14 protein-coding genes are annotated in these 18268 nt (G+C 65.8%); 8 read left to right on the plus strand and 6 right to left on the minus strand.

The genetic code is table 11. From position 1 onward, the window contains the following. Positions 1-22: 22 nt before the first annotated feature. Complete coding sequence (locus F7O44_RS03190; protein ID WP_162448705.1) at positions 23-517, minus strand: peptide deformylase; 495 nt, start codon at positions 515-517, stop codon at positions 23-25. 355 nt (positions 518-872) lie between these two features. On the opposite strand from F7O44_RS03190, the gene F7O44_RS03195 reads away from it, so the two are divergent. Continuing rightward, positions 873-1262, plus strand: a complete 390-nt coding sequence (locus F7O44_RS03195; RefSeq protein WP_162448706.1) for an RNA polymerase-binding protein RbpA — start codon at positions 873-875, stop codon at positions 1260-1262. A 21-nt stretch (positions 1263-1283) separates the two neighbouring features. Here F7O44_RS03195 and F7O44_RS03200 read toward each other — a convergent pair whose 3' ends face one another. Genes F7O44_RS03200 through lnt form a run of 3 tightly spaced genes read right to left on the minus strand, consistent with a single transcriptional unit; the run spans position 1284 to position 4235 of the window. After that, entirely contained in the window at positions 1284-1841 is a 558-nt protein-coding gene (locus tag F7O44_RS03200) for an FxsA family protein (protein WP_162448707.1), read from the minus strand. Then, positions 1828-2643 (minus strand): glycosyltransferase, encoded by an 816-nt coding sequence (locus F7O44_RS03205; protein WP_162448708.1) that lies wholly within the window; start codon positions 2641-2643, stop codon positions 1828-1830. The genes F7O44_RS03200 and F7O44_RS03205 overlap by 14 nt, the downstream gene beginning before the upstream one ends. Then, entirely contained in the window at positions 2640-4235 is a 1596-nt protein-coding gene (gene lnt, locus F7O44_RS03210) for an apolipoprotein N-acyltransferase (RefSeq protein ID WP_162448709.1), read from the minus strand. The genes F7O44_RS03205 and lnt overlap by 4 nt, the downstream gene beginning before the upstream one ends. Before the next feature lie 1648 nt (positions 4236-5883). Between lnt and lat the strand changes: the two genes are divergently transcribed. From lat to F7O44_RS03235, 5 genes are all read left to right on the plus strand, one after another. Continuing rightward, positions 5884-7224 carry an L-lysine 6-transaminase gene (gene lat, locus F7O44_RS03215; RefSeq protein WP_162448710.1) on the plus strand — a complete coding sequence of 447 codons (1341 nt, stop codon included), beginning with the start codon at positions 5884-5886 and terminating at the stop codon, positions 7222-7224. Positions 7225-7238: 14 nt separating this feature from the next. Continuing rightward, on the plus strand, positions 7239-8795 hold the full coding sequence (locus F7O44_RS03220) for an aldehyde dehydrogenase family protein (RefSeq protein ID WP_162448711.1): 1557 nt from the start codon (positions 7239-7241) through the stop codon (positions 8793-8795). A 20-nt stretch (positions 8796-8815) separates the two neighbouring features. Beyond that, positions 8816-10975, plus strand: coding sequence for a thiamine pyrophosphate-dependent enzyme (locus tag F7O44_RS03225; RefSeq protein WP_162448712.1), 2160 nt, complete (start codon positions 8816-8818; stop codon positions 10973-10975). 1 nt (position 10976) lies between these two features. Beyond that, positions 10977-12152, plus strand: coding sequence for an acyl-CoA dehydrogenase family protein (locus F7O44_RS03230; protein ID WP_162448713.1), 1176 nt, complete (start codon positions 10977-10979; stop codon positions 12150-12152). A gap of 239 nt (positions 12153-12391) precedes the next feature. Then, positions 12392-13354 carry a GNAT family N-acetyltransferase gene (locus F7O44_RS03235; RefSeq protein ID WP_162448714.1) on the plus strand — a complete coding sequence of 321 codons (963 nt, stop codon included), beginning with the start codon at positions 12392-12394 and terminating at the stop codon, positions 13352-13354. A gap of 51 nt (positions 13355-13405) precedes the next feature. On the opposite strand, the gene F7O44_RS31580 is transcribed toward F7O44_RS03235, so the two are convergent. Then, complete coding sequence (locus tag F7O44_RS31580) at positions 13406-13846, minus strand: AsnC family transcriptional regulator (protein WP_162448715.1); 441 nt, start codon at positions 13844-13846, stop codon at positions 13406-13408. 89 nt (positions 13847-13935) lie between these two features. Next, entirely contained in the window at positions 13936-14526 is a 591-nt protein-coding gene (locus F7O44_RS03245) for a TetR/AcrR family transcriptional regulator (RefSeq protein WP_222850997.1), read from the minus strand. 107 nt (positions 14527-14633) lie between these two features. Here F7O44_RS03245 and F7O44_RS03250 point away from each other — a divergent pair, with 107 nt between their 5' ends. Both F7O44_RS03250 and F7O44_RS03255 read left to right on the plus strand, forming a co-directional pair. Further along, positions 14634-15266 (plus strand): NAD(P)-dependent oxidoreductase, encoded by a 633-nt coding sequence (locus F7O44_RS03250; protein ID WP_162448716.1) that lies wholly within the window; start codon positions 14634-14636, stop codon positions 15264-15266. Between the two features lie 221 nt (positions 15267-15487). After that, complete coding sequence (locus F7O44_RS03255) at positions 15488-18253, plus strand: HNH endonuclease signature motif containing protein (RefSeq protein ID WP_162448717.1); 2766 nt, start codon at positions 15488-15490, stop codon at positions 18251-18253. Positions 18254-18268 lie beyond the last annotated feature (15 nt).

Raw genomic sequence — 18268 nt, forward strand, 5'->3', positions numbered from 1 at the left:
GTCGGCAGCAGCATGAACGTCCTCAGTCGCCGAACCAGGCGCTGCGCCGGATCGCTTTCATCGCTCCTCGCCGCGTCGAGGCCTCCAGCCGGTGGATATACACGATGCCGTCGAGATGATCAACCTCGTGCTGCAGGCAGCGGGCCAGCTCCGCTCCGCCTTCGACACGCACCGGAGCGCCGTCGGCGTCCACGCCTTCCACGGCCGCGTAGGCCGCACGCCGAGTCGGGTACCACAATCCGGGGACCGACAGGCAGCCTTCGTCGCCGTCCTGTTCGCCGGAGGTCTCCACCAACGTCGGGTTGAAGACAACACCGCGTTGGCCTTCCACGCCGTAGGAAAAGGCACGGACCGGCACACCGATCTGCGGCGCGGCCACTCCCGCGCGGCCCGGAAGATCGAGGGTGTCGAGCAAGTCTTGGGCCAGCGCGTGGCTGAACTCACCGAATTCCTTGATCTCGTCAGCTACGGTGCGCAGCACCGGGTCGCCGTACAACCTGATCTCACGGACCGTCAATGTGGTTCACTCCCCTTCGATACCGGGCGATCACACTACAACCGCCGGTTCACCCTGCGCACACTGCCTCAACCAGCGCCGAAGGCAGTAAACGAAGTCCCGCTCACCAGTGCTGTTCACGTCGTCTGTTTCCGTCGCCCCAGCACATACATCGCGGTAATATGGGTAAGCACGACGATGTGGTTGACACGATGTGTTTGAAGATCGGCGCATCACGTGAGCGGGGTCACTCGATTCGGTTCGCGTTGACGTCGCGTTTCCGGAACACTGGCGTGGCTTCATCCGTTCCATTCATGCCGTCTAATCACACGACAGAGTTGTCCAGGGGCGTTCTACGCTCCGGAAGGGTTTCTACATGTCTGAGCGTTCTACCCTACGTGGCTCTCGCCTCGGTGCCAGGAGCTACGAGGACGAGCGCGGCGTCGAGTTCGCTGAACGTCAGGTCATCGCCTATGGCTGTTCGCTTGGTCACCTTTTTGAGGTGACCTTCTCCACCGAGGCCGAGGTACCTGCCCTCTGGGACTGTCCGCGCTGCGGGGCGGAGGCACTGCGTCAGGCGAGTGAGCGGCCCGAAGAAAAGCCGATGAAGCCGGCTCGGACGCACTGGGACATGCTGCTCGAGCGGCGGTCCATCGAAGACCTCGAGGCACTGCTCGACGAGCGCCTTGAACTCTTGCGAGCAGGCCTGCTTCCCGGAACCGCTCACCTAGCCGCCAACGTCCGCGACCGGAAGAAGAGCGCCTGACAAATCGCGCTCATCGGGCGATCAACTATCACGTTCCTCAGGGTCAGTCGAGTAATTGTCCCGGAACTGATCGTTGACCACTTCGCCCTCGATCACGTCCGATCGTCCACGTGGCCGCTGCCCGGGCATCGGAGGGGTCGGGAAGGTCCTCAGGGCCGCCGCCGCCAGGCGGCGGCCCACGTTTTTACGCACTGGCGGCAGCAACAACAGCAGAGCCGCGGCATCGGTCACGAAACCCGGAAAGACCAGCACGGTGCCGGCCAGCAGGGTGACCCCGGCGTCGGCGATCTTCTCCTGTGGAGTGGGCTCTGTCACCATCCCCGGATTTCGCAGTTCAGGGTTGGCCGTCATGGCAGCCTCGGCCGCGGCCGCGCGCAATGAACGCCAGGCAGTGAACCCGGCTCTACGCATCAGCCACAGTCCGATCACACTCGTCGAAAGCGCGAGCAGGATGGCCCAGCCGAAGCCGATCCAGTTGGCCACCATCACGAAGACGGCGATCTCCACCACGCCACCGATGAACGGCGCGAACGCACTGAGCCGCAACCGTCGTGTACGGCCCGCGTTAACTTGGCTCATGTTCTCGCCTCCCGGTCGGTTGTCGTGGCCTCAGCATGCTCATCAGCTGGCTGGCCCGGTGCTCGAGCCCCCAGCGAGTCACCCGTACGAGCGCTTCACGCACGATCGCCGCCCCCATTTTCGACTCGCCGTGCTCGCGCTCGACGAACGTGATGGGAACCTCCGCGACCCTCAGGCCAGCGCGCACTACTCTCCAGGCTATGTCGACCTGGAAGCAGTACCCCTGTGAGCGTACCTGTCCGACGTCGATGGTTCGAAGCGCAGAGGAACGAAATGCCCGGTATCCCCCAGTCGCGTCGCGGAGCCGGATACCGAGCAAGATGCGGGTATAGGTGTTGCCCGCGCGAGAGAGCCACTCGCGGTGCTTGGGCCAGTTGACCACGCTGCCGCCCGGCACGTAACGCGAGCCCAGAACCAGGTCCGCTTCGGGTATGGCGGCCAGCAGTCTGGGCAGTTCCGACGGCTGATGTGACCCGTCGGCGTCCATCTCCACCACAATGTCGTACCCGTGGTCGAGCGCCCAGCCGAACCCGGCGACATACGCCGCGCCCAGGCCACCCTTGCCCGGACGATGAAGGACATGAACCCGCTGGTCACGTCTGCTTATTTGGTCAGCGAGAGCGCCGGTGCCGTCGGGTGAGCCGTCGTCGACCACGAGCACATGCGCTGCCGGCACGGATGCGTGCAGCCGTTCGATCGCGTTCTCGATGGTCAGAACTTCGTTGTAGGTAGGGATGATCACAAGTGTCCGGTCGCCCGGTCGACCCGGAGAGTCAACCGAGCCCGGGGCCTCTTCCGTCACATCCTGCTCCCAGCTTCCGATGACATCCCAGCTGGTACCATATCGGTCTTTTCGGCCGGGGCGGCATCAACCGCCCTCCCCCGTCGGAGCGTCGTGAGGCCCAGCCCGCCCAGAGCCCCTAGCGCCAGAGCCACGATGATCCACTCTGGCCAGGTTCCGACGGCCGTCGCGACGGTCCGAGCATCGGAAAGCGGCACCTCCGCCACCAGAACGTCCTGCGTGAACAACTCGGCACGCTGCAGTACCTCGCCGTCCGGTGCCACGACGGCACTCACTCCGGCCAGGGCGGACACGATCACCGTGCGCCCGTGCTCGACCGCGCGAAATCTGGACATAGCCAGGTGTTGTTCGGTCATGGGTGAGTCGCGGAACGTCGCGTTGTTGGTCTGCACCGCCAGCACCTGACCACCCTCAACCACCGCGTCCCGGACGATCGCGTCGAAGCCCACCTCGAAACAGATGGCCATCCCGATGGAGCCGGCTGCGGTATCGAAGATCCCGGCCTCGTCACCGGACACGAAGTCGCGCGGCTGACGGTCTACCGCGTCAGTGATCATCCGGGCGATGTTGCGCATCGGAATGTACTCGCCGAACGGCATCGGATGCCGCTTGATGTAGCTCTCGGCCGGCCCTGTCTCCGGGTGCCAGAGGACGGCGGTGTTCTCGACATTCTGCTCGTCCTCAGTCGGAACCCGGACGTTGACGAAGACCGGCACACCGATGGTGTCGACCGCGTGCTGGATGTTGTCGTACGTCTGCTGGTCGCGGTAGGGGTTCATATCCGAGGAGTTCTCCGGCCACACCACGATATCCGGTTGCTCGACCTCACCAGATGCGACGTCCGCGGCCAGCCGCTCGGTGACCTCCACATGGTTGTTGGTCACCACCCGGGCCCGCGAGTTGAAGTCCAGCCCCATCACCGGAACGTTGCCCTGCACCGTGGCAATCGTGACCGTCTCGCCGTCGGCGGCCGGCGGCGAGACCAGCAGGCCGGCCATGGTCAACCCACCCGCGGCCAGCCCCGCGGCCACCCGCATTCGCATGTTCCGGTTGACGACGATCCATGCGAGCAGGCCGCCGGTGAGTGCCACCGCGAACGAGACCAGCGGCGTCCCCCCGAGGGCACCCAAGCCCAGGAAGGGGGCGTCCACTTGGGCGAACGCGAGCTTGCCCCACGTCAACCCGCCCCACGGAACCCGGCCGCGCAATGCCTCCACAGCCACCCACACGGCGGCGATCCACAGCGGCCAGGCCGGGAGCCGCTGCACCAGGGTGAAACCGATGCCGAGCGGGACGAAGAACGCCGCCTGAAGAAGTGCGAGCAGAATCCAAGGCACCGGACCGACCTCTAGGCCGGTCCACCACATCAGCGGAAGGAAGAAAGCCAGACCGAACACGAAGCCGCTGAGCATCGACAGCTTGAGGCTCTGTTCGCGCACTAGAAGGGCGAGCAACCCCGGGGCCAGGACAGCGAGGAACCACAGGTCGAAGGGTTGGAAGGCGAAGGCCAGCAAGAGACCGGCAAGAATCGCGCCTATGACGCGCGCCAGGGTCCGTCCGCCGATGGCCTTGCCAACCGCACTGACACTCACGTGATGAGCTCCATCCACCAGCTGTGATCACTGCACGCGCCCGGTTTGTCACTACCCCGGATGCGTTGGGGACGAGCCGGTTGCCGTATCCGGCGCCATAGACCAGCTGGCACGCAACAGACTCCTCCGTGACGGTACAACGTCCCGGAAAGGCTCTAGGTGCCCGGGCACAGAGCTGCGCCCTCAGACTCGGCATAGAAAGATCCAGCGCGAGAGGGACGCGGCCCAGCCGCCCTTCGGACCGAGTCGCGCTGCCGCCGGATGCGGCACGCGACCCGTTGTCTACTGGACGGCCGGGCCCGACCTGGTCTCACCCCGTGCCGCCGCGGGTGACGTGCCCGGGCCCCGCCGCGCAAGCGTAGGCCTGGTTCCTGAGGCGCTACGACATAATCGATCGGCGCCTCGGCCCCGGTCACGCTGCTTACCCGAGACATCTCCCCTTGGCGGTTCGTCCGCTGGTGGACTTCCTGCGACTCTGCTCCAGGACGTCGCACATGTCAACCACTTGCCGACCTGGGCAAACACAGCATCTGCGCAGGTCAACGATCTACCGGACCAGAGAATCGATCATGGAATAATTCATTTGATCTGGCTCGTCATGCACCATTCACCGGAATAGTTGCAGTATTTGAACACGTTATTCAACCGGAGTCATGCGGACAGTCAAGATCGTCCCGCCTTTCTGAAACCAGGAGCGCCGAGGCAGTTACCCAGCGCCCACAACTCAGCGCCCATATCTCAGGGCCCGCAACCCAGCATTCGTAACTCAGCATCTGCTGACTCGGGGTGAGCGCCATCCGCCCTGACGGTCAACAAGGCGTGAGAACCGGGCGCGTCCGGATGAACGATCAGCAAGGAGAACTCAGCAGGTCGGGCCTCAGCGACGCACTGCTCCGGGCGTGAGCGAATTTCTTCTTGATCCACAGTCACATTCCCTATTGCCCCCAATGGACCCACCGACGGCGGGTCTAATCACGGCGTAGACCTGCCTTCGATACCAAGAACTGCACGAACCGAACGGCTGAACCGATTCACGAGACGTTCTCGGTATCGAAGTTGGCCGCGACGGTCGCGTTCCCTGTTGGTCAACGGTGGGTTCCTTCCAGATACATGGGCTTGCCAAGGATCCGGCCAGAAGCCAGTCAACTCCATCACCGATTCCACCGGATTCCATTCCTGGCGCGCTCGGGTTCTACTCCGCAATCCGGACGCCGGCACCGGCTCTCCGTCTCATAGCGCCTGCCTCGCAGCGACCACCCAACGGCCCGCCCGGCCCCCAGGCTCGCTCAGTTCCGCGCCAGTTCCGCGCCAGCCCCACACAGTCCGACAACCAGCCTCGCGAACCAGCCTCGCGAACCAGCCTCGCGAACCAGCCACACGACCAGTCCCACTCCAGTCCCACAACCAGTCCAACGGCCACGCCCCCGCACCGACGGACCTCCCCCACCTCACGGGTGCCAACGCGACTCGCAACCACCCGTTGGGCGGCGTCACCTGGACGCCAAATCCTGCAACAAAGACCCACCCGGACCACTATGTCTTCAGGACATTATTGGCTGGTACCGTAAGACTTGCGGTCTCCATACGTGATCGTGGCAAATCTTCCCGTTTTTCTTAGGCCTTTGGTCTCGACACGAGGAGGTCGTGAATGGCTGTGCAGCTGAGCATCTCAGCCGACAAGGTCCACGCTGTGCTGAGCGAGCATGTACTCACCGATGGCTTCAAGCTCGTGCTCGACACCAAGGCGAGTCACGGAAGTTGGCTGGTGGACGCGCGCGATGGCAGCCGCTATCTCGACATGTACACGTTCTTCGCGTCTGCTCCGCTCGGCTGCAATCCGCCGGGTATCGTTGACGATCCCGAGTTCATGGCCGTGCTCGCGGAGATCGCCGCGAACAAGCCGGCCAACTCCGACATCTACTCGACGCATTTCGCGGAGTTCACCAGTACCTTCGCCCGGGTGCTCGGGGATCCCGCGCTCCCCCACCTGTTTTTCGTCGAAGGCGGTGCCCTCGCCGTCGAGAACGCCCTCAAGGCCGCCTTCGACTGGAAGAGCCGTCTCAACGAGTCCGCCGGCCGCGATCCCGCGCTCGGCAGCCGCGTCCTGCACCTGACCCGCGCGTTCCACGGCCGCAGCGGGTACACGATGTCGCTGACCAACACCGAGCCGAATAAAACCGACCGGTACCCGAAGTTCGACTGGCCGCGCGTTGACGTGCCGGCCATCCGGTTCCCGCTCCAGGACCATCTCGACGAGGTCATCGCCGCCGAGCAGCGAGCGTTGCAGCAGGCCCGGGACGCCTTCGCCGCCCACCCCCACGATATCGCCGCGTTCATCTGCGAGCCGATTCAGGGCGAGGGCGGCGACAACCACATGCGCCCGGAATTCCTCCGTGCCATGCAGGACCTGGCCCATGAGCACGACGCACTTTTCGTCGTCGACGAGGTTCAGACCGGTGCTGGAACCACCGGAACCCCATGGGCGTACCAGCAACTCGGCCTCTCCCCCGACATCGTCGCCTTCTCGAAGAAGGTCCAGGTTGGCGGGATCATGGCGGGTGGCCGCATCGACGAGGTACCGGAGAACGTCTTCGCGGTGTCGGGCCGGATCAACTCCACCTGGGGCGGCGGCCTGGTCGACATGGTCCGATCAAGGCGCATTCTCGAGATCATCGAACGTGACGGTTTGATCCAGGCGGCGAAGCCCAAGGGCGAGCACCTTCTTTCCAGGCTGCGCTCGGCGGCTGACGACACCCCGCCCGGCTCGGTGTCCAACATCCGCGGCCGCGGCCTGATGGTCGCCGCGGATCTACGCGACGGCGCGCTACGCGACGCTGTACTCGCAGACCTTCGCGAGGCAGAACACGTGATCGCGCTGCCGAGCGGACAACATGCGATTCGCTTCCGTCCCGCCTTGTCGGTGTCTCATGATGAGATCGATCACGCGGTGGCCGCATTCACCCGGGCTGTTATCCGCCAGACTTCATGAGAGGAACTCGTACCATGCCTCACAAGCTCGTGACCTCCGTCGTCGACGGCAAGGCCGTCGAAGGCGCCCGTACGGTCGCCAGCCGCAATCCGGCACGTCTCGACGACGTCGTGGCCGAAGTCTCGCTTGCGGAAGCCACCACGTTCATCGACGCCGCCGCATCGGCCAAACGGGCCCAGACCGCTTGGGCCGCCGTCCCTGCGCCCATTCGCGGCCGGGCTATCGCGCATATCGGCCGTCTGGTCGAGGCGAACATGCACGAACTCGCGGCGCTCGTCACCCGCGACATCGGCAAGCCATACGCCGAAGCCCTCGGCGAGGTCCGCGAGATCGTCGACACCTGCGACTTCTTCCTCGGTGAAGGCCGCCGGCTCTATGGTCAGACCGTGCCGAGCGAGATGCCGGACAAGCAGTTGTTCACGTTCCGCAATCCAGTCGGCACAGTCGCCATCATCACCGCGGGGAACTTCCCGGTCGCGGTTCCATCCTGGTACATCGTCCCGGCGCTGCTCTGCGGCAACACGGTGGTGTGGAAGCCGGCGGAGTACTCGGCCGCCGTTTCCGCGGCCTTTCACGACATATTCGTCCGCGGTGGCGGGCTGCCGCCGGGCGTGTTCAACGTCGTGCATGCCGATGGCCCGGCCACGTTCTCAGGGCTCGAGGCTGCCCTGGAGGCCGGCACCATCGACAAAGTGGGCTTCACCGGCTCCCCCGAGGTCGGCCGCGAAATCGGCGCGCTCACTGGTCGTCACCTGCAAAACGCGTGCCTGGAACTCGGCGGCAAGAACCCGCTTCTGGTGACGCCCAGCGCGGATCTCGACCTCGCCGTCGAGGGCGCGCTGTTCTCCGGGTTCGGCACCGCTGGCCAGCGGTGTACGTCACTCGGCACGGTCATCGTCCACGAGACGCGGCATGCCGAGTTCATCGAGCGGTTCGCAGCCGCCACGGCAGCGGCTACCGTCGGTGACCCGAGCGGCGAGGTTCTCATGGGCCCGCTGCTGGACCAGAAGTTCGCCGAACGCTACGAGTCCTTCCTCGAGTGGATTCAGCCGCACCACACCGTCATCGGTCGCACCGGCCGGATCAACGCTGACAATCCACGCGAAGGCTTCGCCGGCGACCCCGCCGACGGCCTGTACTACCACCCCGTCATCGTCGACGGCGTACGCCCGGGTGACCAGATCTTCGACCACGAGACCTTCGGGCCGATCGTGGGCGTGACCACCTACAGCCATTTCGACGAAGCCATAGAGCTGTCCAACGCCCCCGGTTATGGCTTGTCGGCCTCGATCTACACGTCCAACCCGGCCGACGCCTTCGCCTTCCGCAGCCGTACCAGCGCTGGGATGGTGAGCATCAACAACTCCACGTCCGGTGCGGAAGCACATCTGCCGTTCGGTGGCAACGGAAAGTCCGGCAACGGCTCGCGCCAGTCCGGCATGTGGGTGCTCGATCAATTCACTCGCTGGCAGTCCATGAACTGGGACTATTCCGGCAAGCTGCAAAAGGCCCAGATGGATGTCACCGAACTCGTGCCGGACACCGAGTTCCGGCTCGACGCCGGACAGTGACTGAGGCACCAGGGCCCGGCATGGCCACTACGCCGGAGGCGGCGCTGATCGACGCTATTGGGCGTCTGAGCGTGACGTCGCCTCCGGTCGAGGCGGACCGGGACGTCCTGTGGCGGGTCTTCGACGCTCAGGTCACCAGCCGCCACCTCGACGCCGTCGCCAGGGAGCTGCAGTCGGCCGGGCGCGCGTATTACACGATCGGTTCTTCCGGGCACGAGAGCAACGCTGCGGTCGCCGACGCGCTTCGACCGACCGACCCCGCGCTACTTCACTACCGCTCCGGGGCCTTCTATGTAGCGCGTGCTGCGAAGGTCAGCGGGAGCACCCCGGTCCGCGACATTCTCCAAGGCCTGATGTGTTCGGCAGACGAGCCCATCGCCGGCGGGCGGCACAAGGTGTTCGGCCACGCGTCCCTGTCGATCATCCCGCAGACGTCCACCATCGCCTCTCACCTGCCGCGCGCCGTCGGCCTGGCGATGTCGCTGCATCGCGCCAAGCGGCTCGGCACCAGCCGGGCGGCTGACGGCGCGGATCCGGCCTGGCCGGCCGACTCGGTCGTGGTGTGTTCGTTCGGCGACGCCTCGGCGAACCATTCCACCGCGGCGGGCGCCATCAACGCCGCTGTCAACACCGCCTACCGCGGCCTGCCGATGCCGTTGCTCCTGGTGTGTGAAGACAACGGCCTGGGCATCTCCGTGCCCACGCCCGAGGGCTGGATCCGGTCCGCGTACGGCTCGCGGCCTGGTCTGGAGTATTTCACCGCCGACGGAGCGGACACCGTCGGCGTACTCGACACCGTTCAGGCCGCGGCCGCCTATGTGCGCTCGCGGCAGCGGCCAGCCTTCCTGCACCTGCGCACCGTCCGGTTCGGCGGTCACGCTGGCAGCGACGCCGAGATCAGCTACCGCACACACAGCGAGATCGCGGCCGGCTATGCCCGGGACCCGATCCTTGGCACCGCCCGCGCGCTGACACAGTCCGGCGGGGCGACCCCTGAGGAACTCGTCGAGCGCTACCGCGGGATCCGTGCCGGCATCGACGCCGTGGTGGCCGAACTCGGGGATGTCCGGCCGCTCGAATCGGCCGCCCAGGTGATGGCGCCGCTGGCGCCACGTCACCCAGAACGGGTTGCCGCCGCGGCGGCGGCGATAACCGTCTCCCCCACCAAACCGGCCACGCTGGCCGAGGCGATCAACCAGACGCTCGCCGACGCTCTCGGTCACGACCGGCGGGTGGTTGTGTTCGGCGAGGACGTGGGCCGCAAAGGCGGCGTCTACGGCGTCACCCGCGGGCTACAGCGACACTTCGGCGCGGCCCGGGTGTTCGACACGTTACTCGACGAGCAGTCCATCCTGGGGCTCGGTCTCGGAGCTGGCCTGGCCGGGCTGCTGCCGGTGCCGGAGATCCAATACCTGGCCTATCTGCACAATGCCGAAGATCAGCTCCGCGGTGAGGCGGCGACGCTCTCCTTCTTCTCCCAGGCGCAATACCGCAATCCGATGGTCGTACGTATCGCCGGGCTGGCCTATCAACGCGGCTTCGGCGGCCATTTCCACAACGACAACGCAGCCGCGGTACTGCGAGACATCCCGGGCTTGGTGGTGGCGTGCCCGTCCCGCGCCGACGACGCGGCGTCAATGTTCCGCACCTGCCTGGCCGCGGCCGACGTCGACGGCACGGTCAGCGCCTTCCTCGAGCCCATCGCGCTCTATCACACCCGCGACCTCCACACCGACGGTGACGGCAGGTGGCTGGCAGAAGACACCGGCGACCACGTCCCCATCGGCCGCGCACGCGTGCACGGCTCCGGCCACGATTTGACCATCGTCACCTTCGGCAACGGTGTGCCGATGAGTCTCCGGGTCGCCGAGCGCCTGGCCGCACAGGGCGTCCACGTCCGCGTGCTCGATCTGCGCTGGCTGGCGCCGTTGCCAGTGACGGATCTGCTCCGGGAGGCGCACGCCACCGGACGGGTGCTGGTAGCCGACGAGACCCGGCATTCCGGTGGGGTCGGTGAAGGGGTGCTCAGCGCCCTGGTGGAGAGTGGCTTCACCGGGCGTCTCGCGCGAGTGGCAAGCCGCGATAGTTTCGTGCCACTCGGCCCGGCCGCCCGGCACGTCTTACTGAGTGAGGAAGATATCGAGACGGCAGCGCTCAAGCTTGCCGTGAAGGAGATGTGAGATGACCGGTGTGAGCCCACTCGAGTTGCTCGATGTCGACCACCTGCTCGACGACGACGAGCGCACCATCCAGCACACGGTGCGGCGCTTCGTCGACGACCAAGTCCGGCCCCACGTCGCGGAGTGGTACGAGCATGAGCTCACCGAGGACGCTGTCCGGCAGCTCGCTCGTGATGCCGGCAAACTCGGCCTGCTCGGCATGCATCTGGAAGGCTACGGATGCGCGGGCACCAATGCCGTCTCGTACGGGCTCGCCTGCATGGAGCTCGAGGCGGGTGACTCCGGCATCCGCAGCTTGGTCTCGGTCCAAGGTTCACTCGCGATGTTCGCCATCTGGAAGTTCGGCTCCGAGGAACAAAAACAACGATGGCTCCCCGGTATGGCTGCCGGCGAGCTCATCGGGTGCTTCGGTCTGACCGAGCCCGACTACGGATCCAATCCGGCCGGAATGCGGACCCGGGCCCGCCGCGACGGCACCGACTGGGTACTCGACGGCACCAAGATGTGGATCACCAATGGCACCGTGGCCGATGTGGCCGTCGTCTGGGCGCAGACCGACGACGGCGTGCGCGGGTTCCTGGTGCCGAAAGGCACGAAAGGCTTCTCCGCACCGAAGATCTCCCGCAAACTCTCGCTGCGCGCTTCGATCACCAGTGAGCTGGTTCTGGACGGAGTACGGCTGCCGGCCGAGGCGATGCTCCAGGAAGCCATGGGTTTGCGCGGACCGCTGTCGTGTCTCAGCGAGGCCAGGTTCGGGATCGTCTTCGGAGCCATCGGCGCGGCGAGAGACTGCCTCGATTCCACACTCGAGTACGCGAACAGCCGCGAGGTGTTCGGTAAGACGTTGTCTTCGTTCCAGCTGACCCAGGCCAAGCTGGCCGACATGGCGCTGGAGTTGCAGAAGGGTTTCCTGCTGGCGATGCATCTGGGCCGGTTGAAGGACGGCGAGCGGCTCAGCCCGCAGCAGGTCAGCCTCGGCAAACTCAACAATGTGCGCGAAGCCTTGGCCATTGCCCGCGAGTGCCGGACCATCCTTGCCGCCAGCGGCATCACTCTCGAATACCCGGTGCTGCGCCACGCCAACAATCTCGAATCGGTCCTGACGTACGAGGGCACGTCCGAGATCCATCAGCTGGTGATCGGCCAGGCCCTGACCGGCGAGGCCGCCTTCACTTAATCCGACGTCACCTGATCCGACGTCGCGAAAATCCCTTGACGCAGGTAGTGACGATCCGTACGGTTCTTGCAATCGTGCGTTCAGGGGGTCTCTCTGATCAGCCGAACTTCATGCAGCGAAAGGAGGTCTGGACCATGTCTTGCCGCACACTGTCCGGTTCCTCCATCGCTCGCCTTGGCTAGTGCGGTGCACTAGTAGCTCGCTCGGGCGCGGAGGCCCACTCCGCCAAGGAGCATCGTATGGTCAGCATTGTTTACCGTCCGCTGGCAGCGGACGAATTCGACCTGTTCAACCGCTACGCAACGCCACCCACGTCGGGTGTCGGCGCCCGAAGCCGCACCTTCGACGAATTCGTCGCTGCCGGCGACTACCGTCCCGAGTGGACATGGGTCGCCCTCGATGGTGGCGACGTGATCGCCAGGGCGGCGTTCTGGGGCCCACCCGGCGTTCCGCATCCCTTCAGTCTCGACTGGTTCGATCCGGGGACCGGTCCTGATCGCATAGACGTGGGCGCACGCTTGTTGCAGGCGGCGTACGCGGCTGTGGCTACACCGGACTACTGGTCGTTGCCGCATCCCGATGGTGGACGGCCGGACTATCTTCTCTTCCTGCCTGCCGATTGGCGTGAACGTGCCGAAGCAACCGCCGACGCCATGGATCGGATCAACGCCGCTGAGCAGGCCGGACTGTTCTTTTCCCGGGAGAGAGTGAACGTCAGATGGGTGGCCGGGCAAGGACTCCCGAACCGATCCGGCCGGCTCAACTTCGCTCCCGTCACGGATCGTCAGCAACTCCTGACGACGCTGGCCCGGGTCTGTGAACACAGTCTGGACGTGGAGGATCAACGCCAGATCGCCGAGGGCGGTCCCGAAACAGCCGCTCAGGCGATCATGGACGAAGTCGCGTCGATGCCCGGTGGCTCCAGCCGCTGGCGGCTTGCGATGACCCGGTCGAATGAGATCGTCGGGGTTGTGATGCCGACCCGTAATCCCTCCTCTGCCACGATCGGGTACCTCGGAGTGGTGCCGGAGCATCGCGGCCGCGGTTATGTCGATGACCTCATCAGCGAGGCACTCCATCAGTTCGATGCCGAGGACGAGCCCGTCGTCAACGACCAGACCGACGCTGCCAATACACCGATGCTCGCAGCGTTCGACCGATGCGGCTACCGCGTGACAGGACGACGCGTCGTCATGATCTGAGGGCCGGCTCGCCGGCCTGACTGTCGACGCTCTGCCCGGGCAGCGCCGGTATCAGCGGATCGTCGGACGGTTCTCGTATGGAGTGGAGAGCACGATCATGGTTCGGGTGGAGACATTTGCCGACGAGCGGATCCGCGCGAGCAGGTCCTCGAGCGCGCTCGGCCGGGCCACCCGGACCTTGAGCATGTAGTTCTCGTCACCAGCCACCGAGTGGCACGCCTCGATCTCGGCGATGCCGGACAGCCGATCCGGAGAGTCATCAGGCTGGCTCGGATCGATCGGCTTGATCGAGATGAAAGCGGTGAGCGGCAGCCCGAGCGCCTCGTGGTCCACGACGGCCGCATAACCGCGGATGACACCACGCTCTTCGAGCCGGCGGACTCGCTGATGCACCGCCGACGTTGACAGCCCGGTGGCCTTGCCGAGGTCCGTGTAGCTCATTCTGCCGTCGTTCAGCAGCAGCGACACGATCTGTCTGTCGATGTCTTCCACCCAGCCACTGTAGATGGTTTCTGCCGCCGAGACCCGTGACCTGCCTCGGCGTGGCGCGGATGGTGTCCGTTTTCGAACTCCTCATGCCACTACTGAGCCGTCTCGATGCCACCGATCACCACTCGCACGAACTCCGTGGCTTTTGCCTCGGGCTCTTCCGCCTCCCGGTCGTAGAAGTGACGGAAGAACGCCCGTTGCAGGCAGGCGCCCATCAGCAACGAAGCGGCGGCGTCGGCGTCAACGTCGGCGCGCACACGTCCGACGCCTTGCTCGGCACGCAGATAGGCCGCCACAGTGTGGTTCACTCCTTCTGGGCCGGCTCCCATCCGGTACAGATCAGCGCGTAAGGCCTCTAGCACCCGCCGCTCGGAGAACACACCGACGGCAATTATGAACGCCTGGTCGTAGAAGGCCATCGCGGCACGAGTCACATCACGCAGATTCGCAGCCACAGTCCCCTGGCCCACCCGCTCGCCCAGGGCTCCGAGAGCATCGGCGAAGCCGGGGGCACGCTCGTGCAGAACGGCCACGAATATCTCGGTCTTGTGAGCGAAATGTTTGTACAGCGTCGCTTCGGAGAAGCCCGCACGGCGGGCGATCTCCTTGGTGGTAGCGCGCGCGATCCCGTCGTGACGCATGATGTGCGCCGCGGCATCCAAGATCCGATCGCGGGTGGTCACTCGTCGCCTCCTTGACAGGTAAGTGTCCGCTCACCATACTAGGTGGTGAGTAAATACTTACTAACCAACTCTCGTCAGTTCGCCTGAAATCGCTCGGAGGAACAACCATGAAGATCGCCGTCCTAGGCGCTACCGGCGGCACCGGCCGCCACGTCGTCCAGCAGGCACTGGAGCAGGACCATTCCGTCACCGCTTTGGTACGCAGCCCTGACAAGCTCGCCGACCTGCGCCATGACCGGCTCCACGTCGTCGGGCTCGACGTCATGGATCCGGCCGCGCTCGAACAGCATCTGCCCGGGCACGATGCCGTCGTGTCCGCCATCGGGCCGAGAGAGAGCGGCCCTTCCACCGCATGCACCGACAGTGCGGCCTCCATCGTCAGGGCCATGGGGAACACCGGCGTCCGACGCCTCGTGGTCGTCAGCGCCGCCGGCCCGTACACCGAAGGCGACGGCGCGTTCACCCGGATCCTGGTCAAGCCGTTACTGCGCCGGATGCTCCGGCACCCGTTTGCTGACATGGTGCGGATGGAGGAGCGGATCGCGCGCAGCGACGTGCAATGGACCGTCATCCGCCCCCCGATGCTCACCGACAAAGCACTCACCGGCACGTATCGGATGAGCATCGGCAAGAACGTCCGCCGAGGGTACCGAATCGCCCGCGCCGACGTCGCGCACGCGATCCTGCGCGTACTCAACGACCAAAAGGTGATCGGCACCAGCGTCGGCGTCGCCAGTTGAGTCGCGACGCCGACGACGTCAGTCATTCGCCGTTCTGAGTTGATTCGAACACGTGTTTCAACTAAGCTAGCCTTAGTTGCCGGGAGGGCTGCTGGGCTCTCCAAGACGGCGTGATGAGTAAAGGGCTTCGGGTGTGGCCGGGCCACCACAAAAGTCCTCGTGTGTGTCTGCGACATATCGGCGCAGACACACACGGTCGATCCTCAGTGGGAGTGCTCGTCATGTTCGATCCCAGCCCCGACCGTGATTCCGAGCCCGCCCGTGACCGTGACCTCACTGGTAGCGCGCTGAATCCTTCTGACCTGCCGGATCCGCATAGCAGGCCAGACGAGCATAGGAGAGACGGGAACGGGCAGGAAGACGGCGGGCCTGACCCGATCCCTGCCGGTTTGGCCACTATGGCGCCCGGCAGCCTCCTGGGCACTCTGCTGGCCGGAATCTCAGTGCGGCGGGTTTCCGGATACGACACCGTGGATGTCATGACGGCGGCGTATCGGCAGGCCAACCACGATCGCGCGGTGTTCCTGCGGGCCCTCCTGGAGACCGGGATGCGCCAGCGCCACACGCCCCACACGGTCGCTCGCCTCGAACATCCAGCCGAGTTCGCTGCGGAAGAGGCCCGAGCGGCGCTGGTGTGGTCACGCCGGCGTTCCGACACCACCTTCGCACTGGCGTACGACATCCACCACCGCCTGCCCATGCTGGGCGAGGCGATGCTTGGCGGTGATCTCGACGAGCCACGCGCACTCGCCTTCACCCAGTGGACGATTGGCCTCAGCGACGACCAAGCTGCCCAGATATGTCACGACCTGCTGCCGTTGGCAGCGGGGATGCTGGTCGGTGAGCTCATCGATGCGATCAAGCGTGCCGCGATCGCCCTTGATCCGGACTGGGCGCAGCGGCGCTACCGCAATGCGATCAAAGGACGCCGAGTACAAGGCTCCCGCAACCCCGATGGTAGTGCGAACGTGTCCGGCCTCGATCTGCCGATTGATCGTGCCGCAGCTGCTTGTCACCGGGTGGACACGCTCGGACGGCGCTGCAAACGTGCCGGAGACGATCGCGCCATCGACCACATCCGGGCCGACCTCTACCTAGGCATGCTCGACGGGACTTTCGAAGCGATGAGTGACGAGGAAATCGTCGCTCACGTTCTGGCTCATCCGTTCATCGAGCCAGCCGCCACCCAGCCCGGCAGGAACGAACCACCTGAGGGAGACGACGACCCCGGTGACCAGCCCAGCGGCGACAACACCGACGGTGGCGACGGCGACGATGGCGGCCCCCCTGCCAGCGACGACGTACCCGACGCGGGCGGCCCCAACGGCAACCGCCCTGGAGGCAACCGCAACACCCCTCCCAGTGGCAACGCCGAAGACACCCACAGCGGTGACGAGGGCTTCCATCCGCGCAGCGGGGCCGAGGCTGCCCACGCCGAGGTCGGAGGTGACGCCGGTATCGAGACCTACGGCAACCTCCGCGACAGCGATACCCGTGGCAGCGACGCTCGTGACGACGATGCTCGTGACGACGAGGCCAGATCCACCGCCGAGAGCCTGGATCCTCCGGACATCGACCCGAACCATGCCGCAACGCCGAAGCCCGGCCAGCCGGATGCTGGAGTCAGGCCTCGTGCCGGGTGGACGCCGAGCGAGTTGCGAGTCGGCCTAGCCACGCTGCTCGGTCTGGATGAGCGCCCTGCGGAACTGGTCGGCTGGGACTATGTCCCGGCGGTGCAAGCCCGCGAGCTCATCCCAACCATGGTGTTCGCAGAGTTCAGGTGGGTGCTGTGCGACCGGGGTGGCTACGCCGTCGCCGCCGGAGTCACCTCGGCGCGCCCGGATACCGCTGGGGCGCGCGCACCTGCGGGGCGGGCGCCGTCCGCGTCGGCCCGCAGCATCGTTGAACTTCAACTCCGGATCGATGAACTGCCCCGCCTGTCTAAGGCGGTGAGCCTCTTCTACCCCGGCTACGCCCGGCTCCTCGACGACATCACCAGCCAGATAGGCACCATGGGCGCCAGCAATGTCACCGATGGAGGCGATACCACTCCCCCTTCAGGCGGCGGCCTGTCCGGACGCGCCGATGAGAACCATGTGTCCGGACCTGCTGGCACGGACACAATGAACTATGCCCGCGGTCCGGCGGCTGGTCACGAGGGGCGTCGGCGTACGGCGGGTGCGCGGCTGCGTCGTTGGATACAGATCCGGGACCGGACGTGTACCCATCCGGCGTGCCGGGCACCAGCCAGGTATACCGATCAGGACCACGCCATCGACTATTCCCACGGCGGGCTGACCACGGACGACAATCTGGGCTGCTGTTGCCTGTACCACCACTTGCTCAAGCACACGGGTGGATGGGCAATCACCAAACCCGGACCTGAACTCACCATCTGGACCAGCCCGCTCGGCCACCGCCACGTGCACCGGGCACCACCGATCATGCCGCCGTTGCCGCCACCCCGTCAGCGCGTCGACTACCCGGACGAGCCCTCGCTGTACCCGGACGAGCCCTCGCTGTACCCGGACGAGCCCTCGCTGTACCCGGACGAGCCCTCGCTGTACCCGGACGAGCCCTCGCTGTACCCGGCCGAGGCCGAACCGACCCGGCTCACCTGCGGCTGCCCGCGCTACTGTGCCTGCGGTCCGATCATGCCCCGATCCGGGACGTTCACTCACTCGGACACGACCAGTTCGGGCAACACCGCGAGTGCGACCACCCCTGCCACGGATACGAACGTCTCCGGCACGGCTCCGGCGGACACAGATGGCCCCCATTCGCACCGACCGCCGGCCCCAGACCCAATCTCAGGAGTACGCGCGCGGGCGTCCCAGGGATCAGCGGAACCCGACCCGCCAGCCCGAGTCCACCCGCCAGCCCGAGTCCACCCGCCAGCCCGAGTCCACCCGCCAGCCCGAGTCCACCCGCCAGCCCGAGTCGACCCGCCAGCCCGAGTCGACTTCGAGGAGGAACCACCCGTTTAGGGTCGTGGACCTACT

This window comes from Phytoactinopolyspora mesophila (genome assembly GCF_010122465.1).
Classification (GTDB): domain Bacteria; phylum Actinomycetota; class Actinomycetes; order Jiangellales; family Jiangellaceae; genus Phytoactinopolyspora; species Phytoactinopolyspora mesophila.

What these genes read in the sequence shown, in the direction of transcription:
- F7O44_RS03250 (WP_162448716.1), top strand. Translation starts at nt 14,634, where the DNA reads ATGAAGATCGCCGTCCTAGGCGCTACCGGCGGCACCGGCCGCCACGTC.
- F7O44_RS03235 (WP_162448714.1), top strand. Translation starts at nt 12,392, where the DNA reads ATGGTCAGCATTGTTTACCGTCCGCTGGCAGCGGACGAATTCGACCTG.
- F7O44_RS03200 (WP_162448707.1), bottom strand. Translation starts at nt 1,841, where the DNA reads ATGAGCCAAGTTAACGCGGGCCGTACACGACGGTTGCGGCTCAGTGCG.
- F7O44_RS03255 (WP_162448717.1), top strand. Translation starts at nt 15,488, where the DNA reads ATGTTCGATCCCAGCCCCGACCGTGATTCCGAGCCCGCCCGTGACCGT.
- lat (WP_162448710.1), top strand. Translation starts at nt 5,884, where the DNA reads ATGGCTGTGCAGCTGAGCATCTCAGCCGACAAGGTCCACGCTGTGCTG.
- F7O44_RS03225 (WP_162448712.1), top strand. Translation starts at nt 8,816, where the DNA reads ATGGCCACTACGCCGGAGGCGGCGCTGATCGACGCTATTGGGCGTCTG.
- F7O44_RS03220 (WP_162448711.1), top strand. Translation starts at nt 7,239, where the DNA reads ATGCCTCACAAGCTCGTGACCTCCGTCGTCGACGGCAAGGCCGTCGAA.
- F7O44_RS03230 (WP_162448713.1), top strand. Translation starts at nt 10,977, where the DNA reads ATGACCGGTGTGAGCCCACTCGAGTTGCTCGATGTCGACCACCTGCTC.
- F7O44_RS03195 (WP_162448706.1), top strand. Translation starts at nt 873, where the DNA reads ATGTCTGAGCGTTCTACCCTACGTGGCTCTCGCCTCGGTGCCAGGAGC.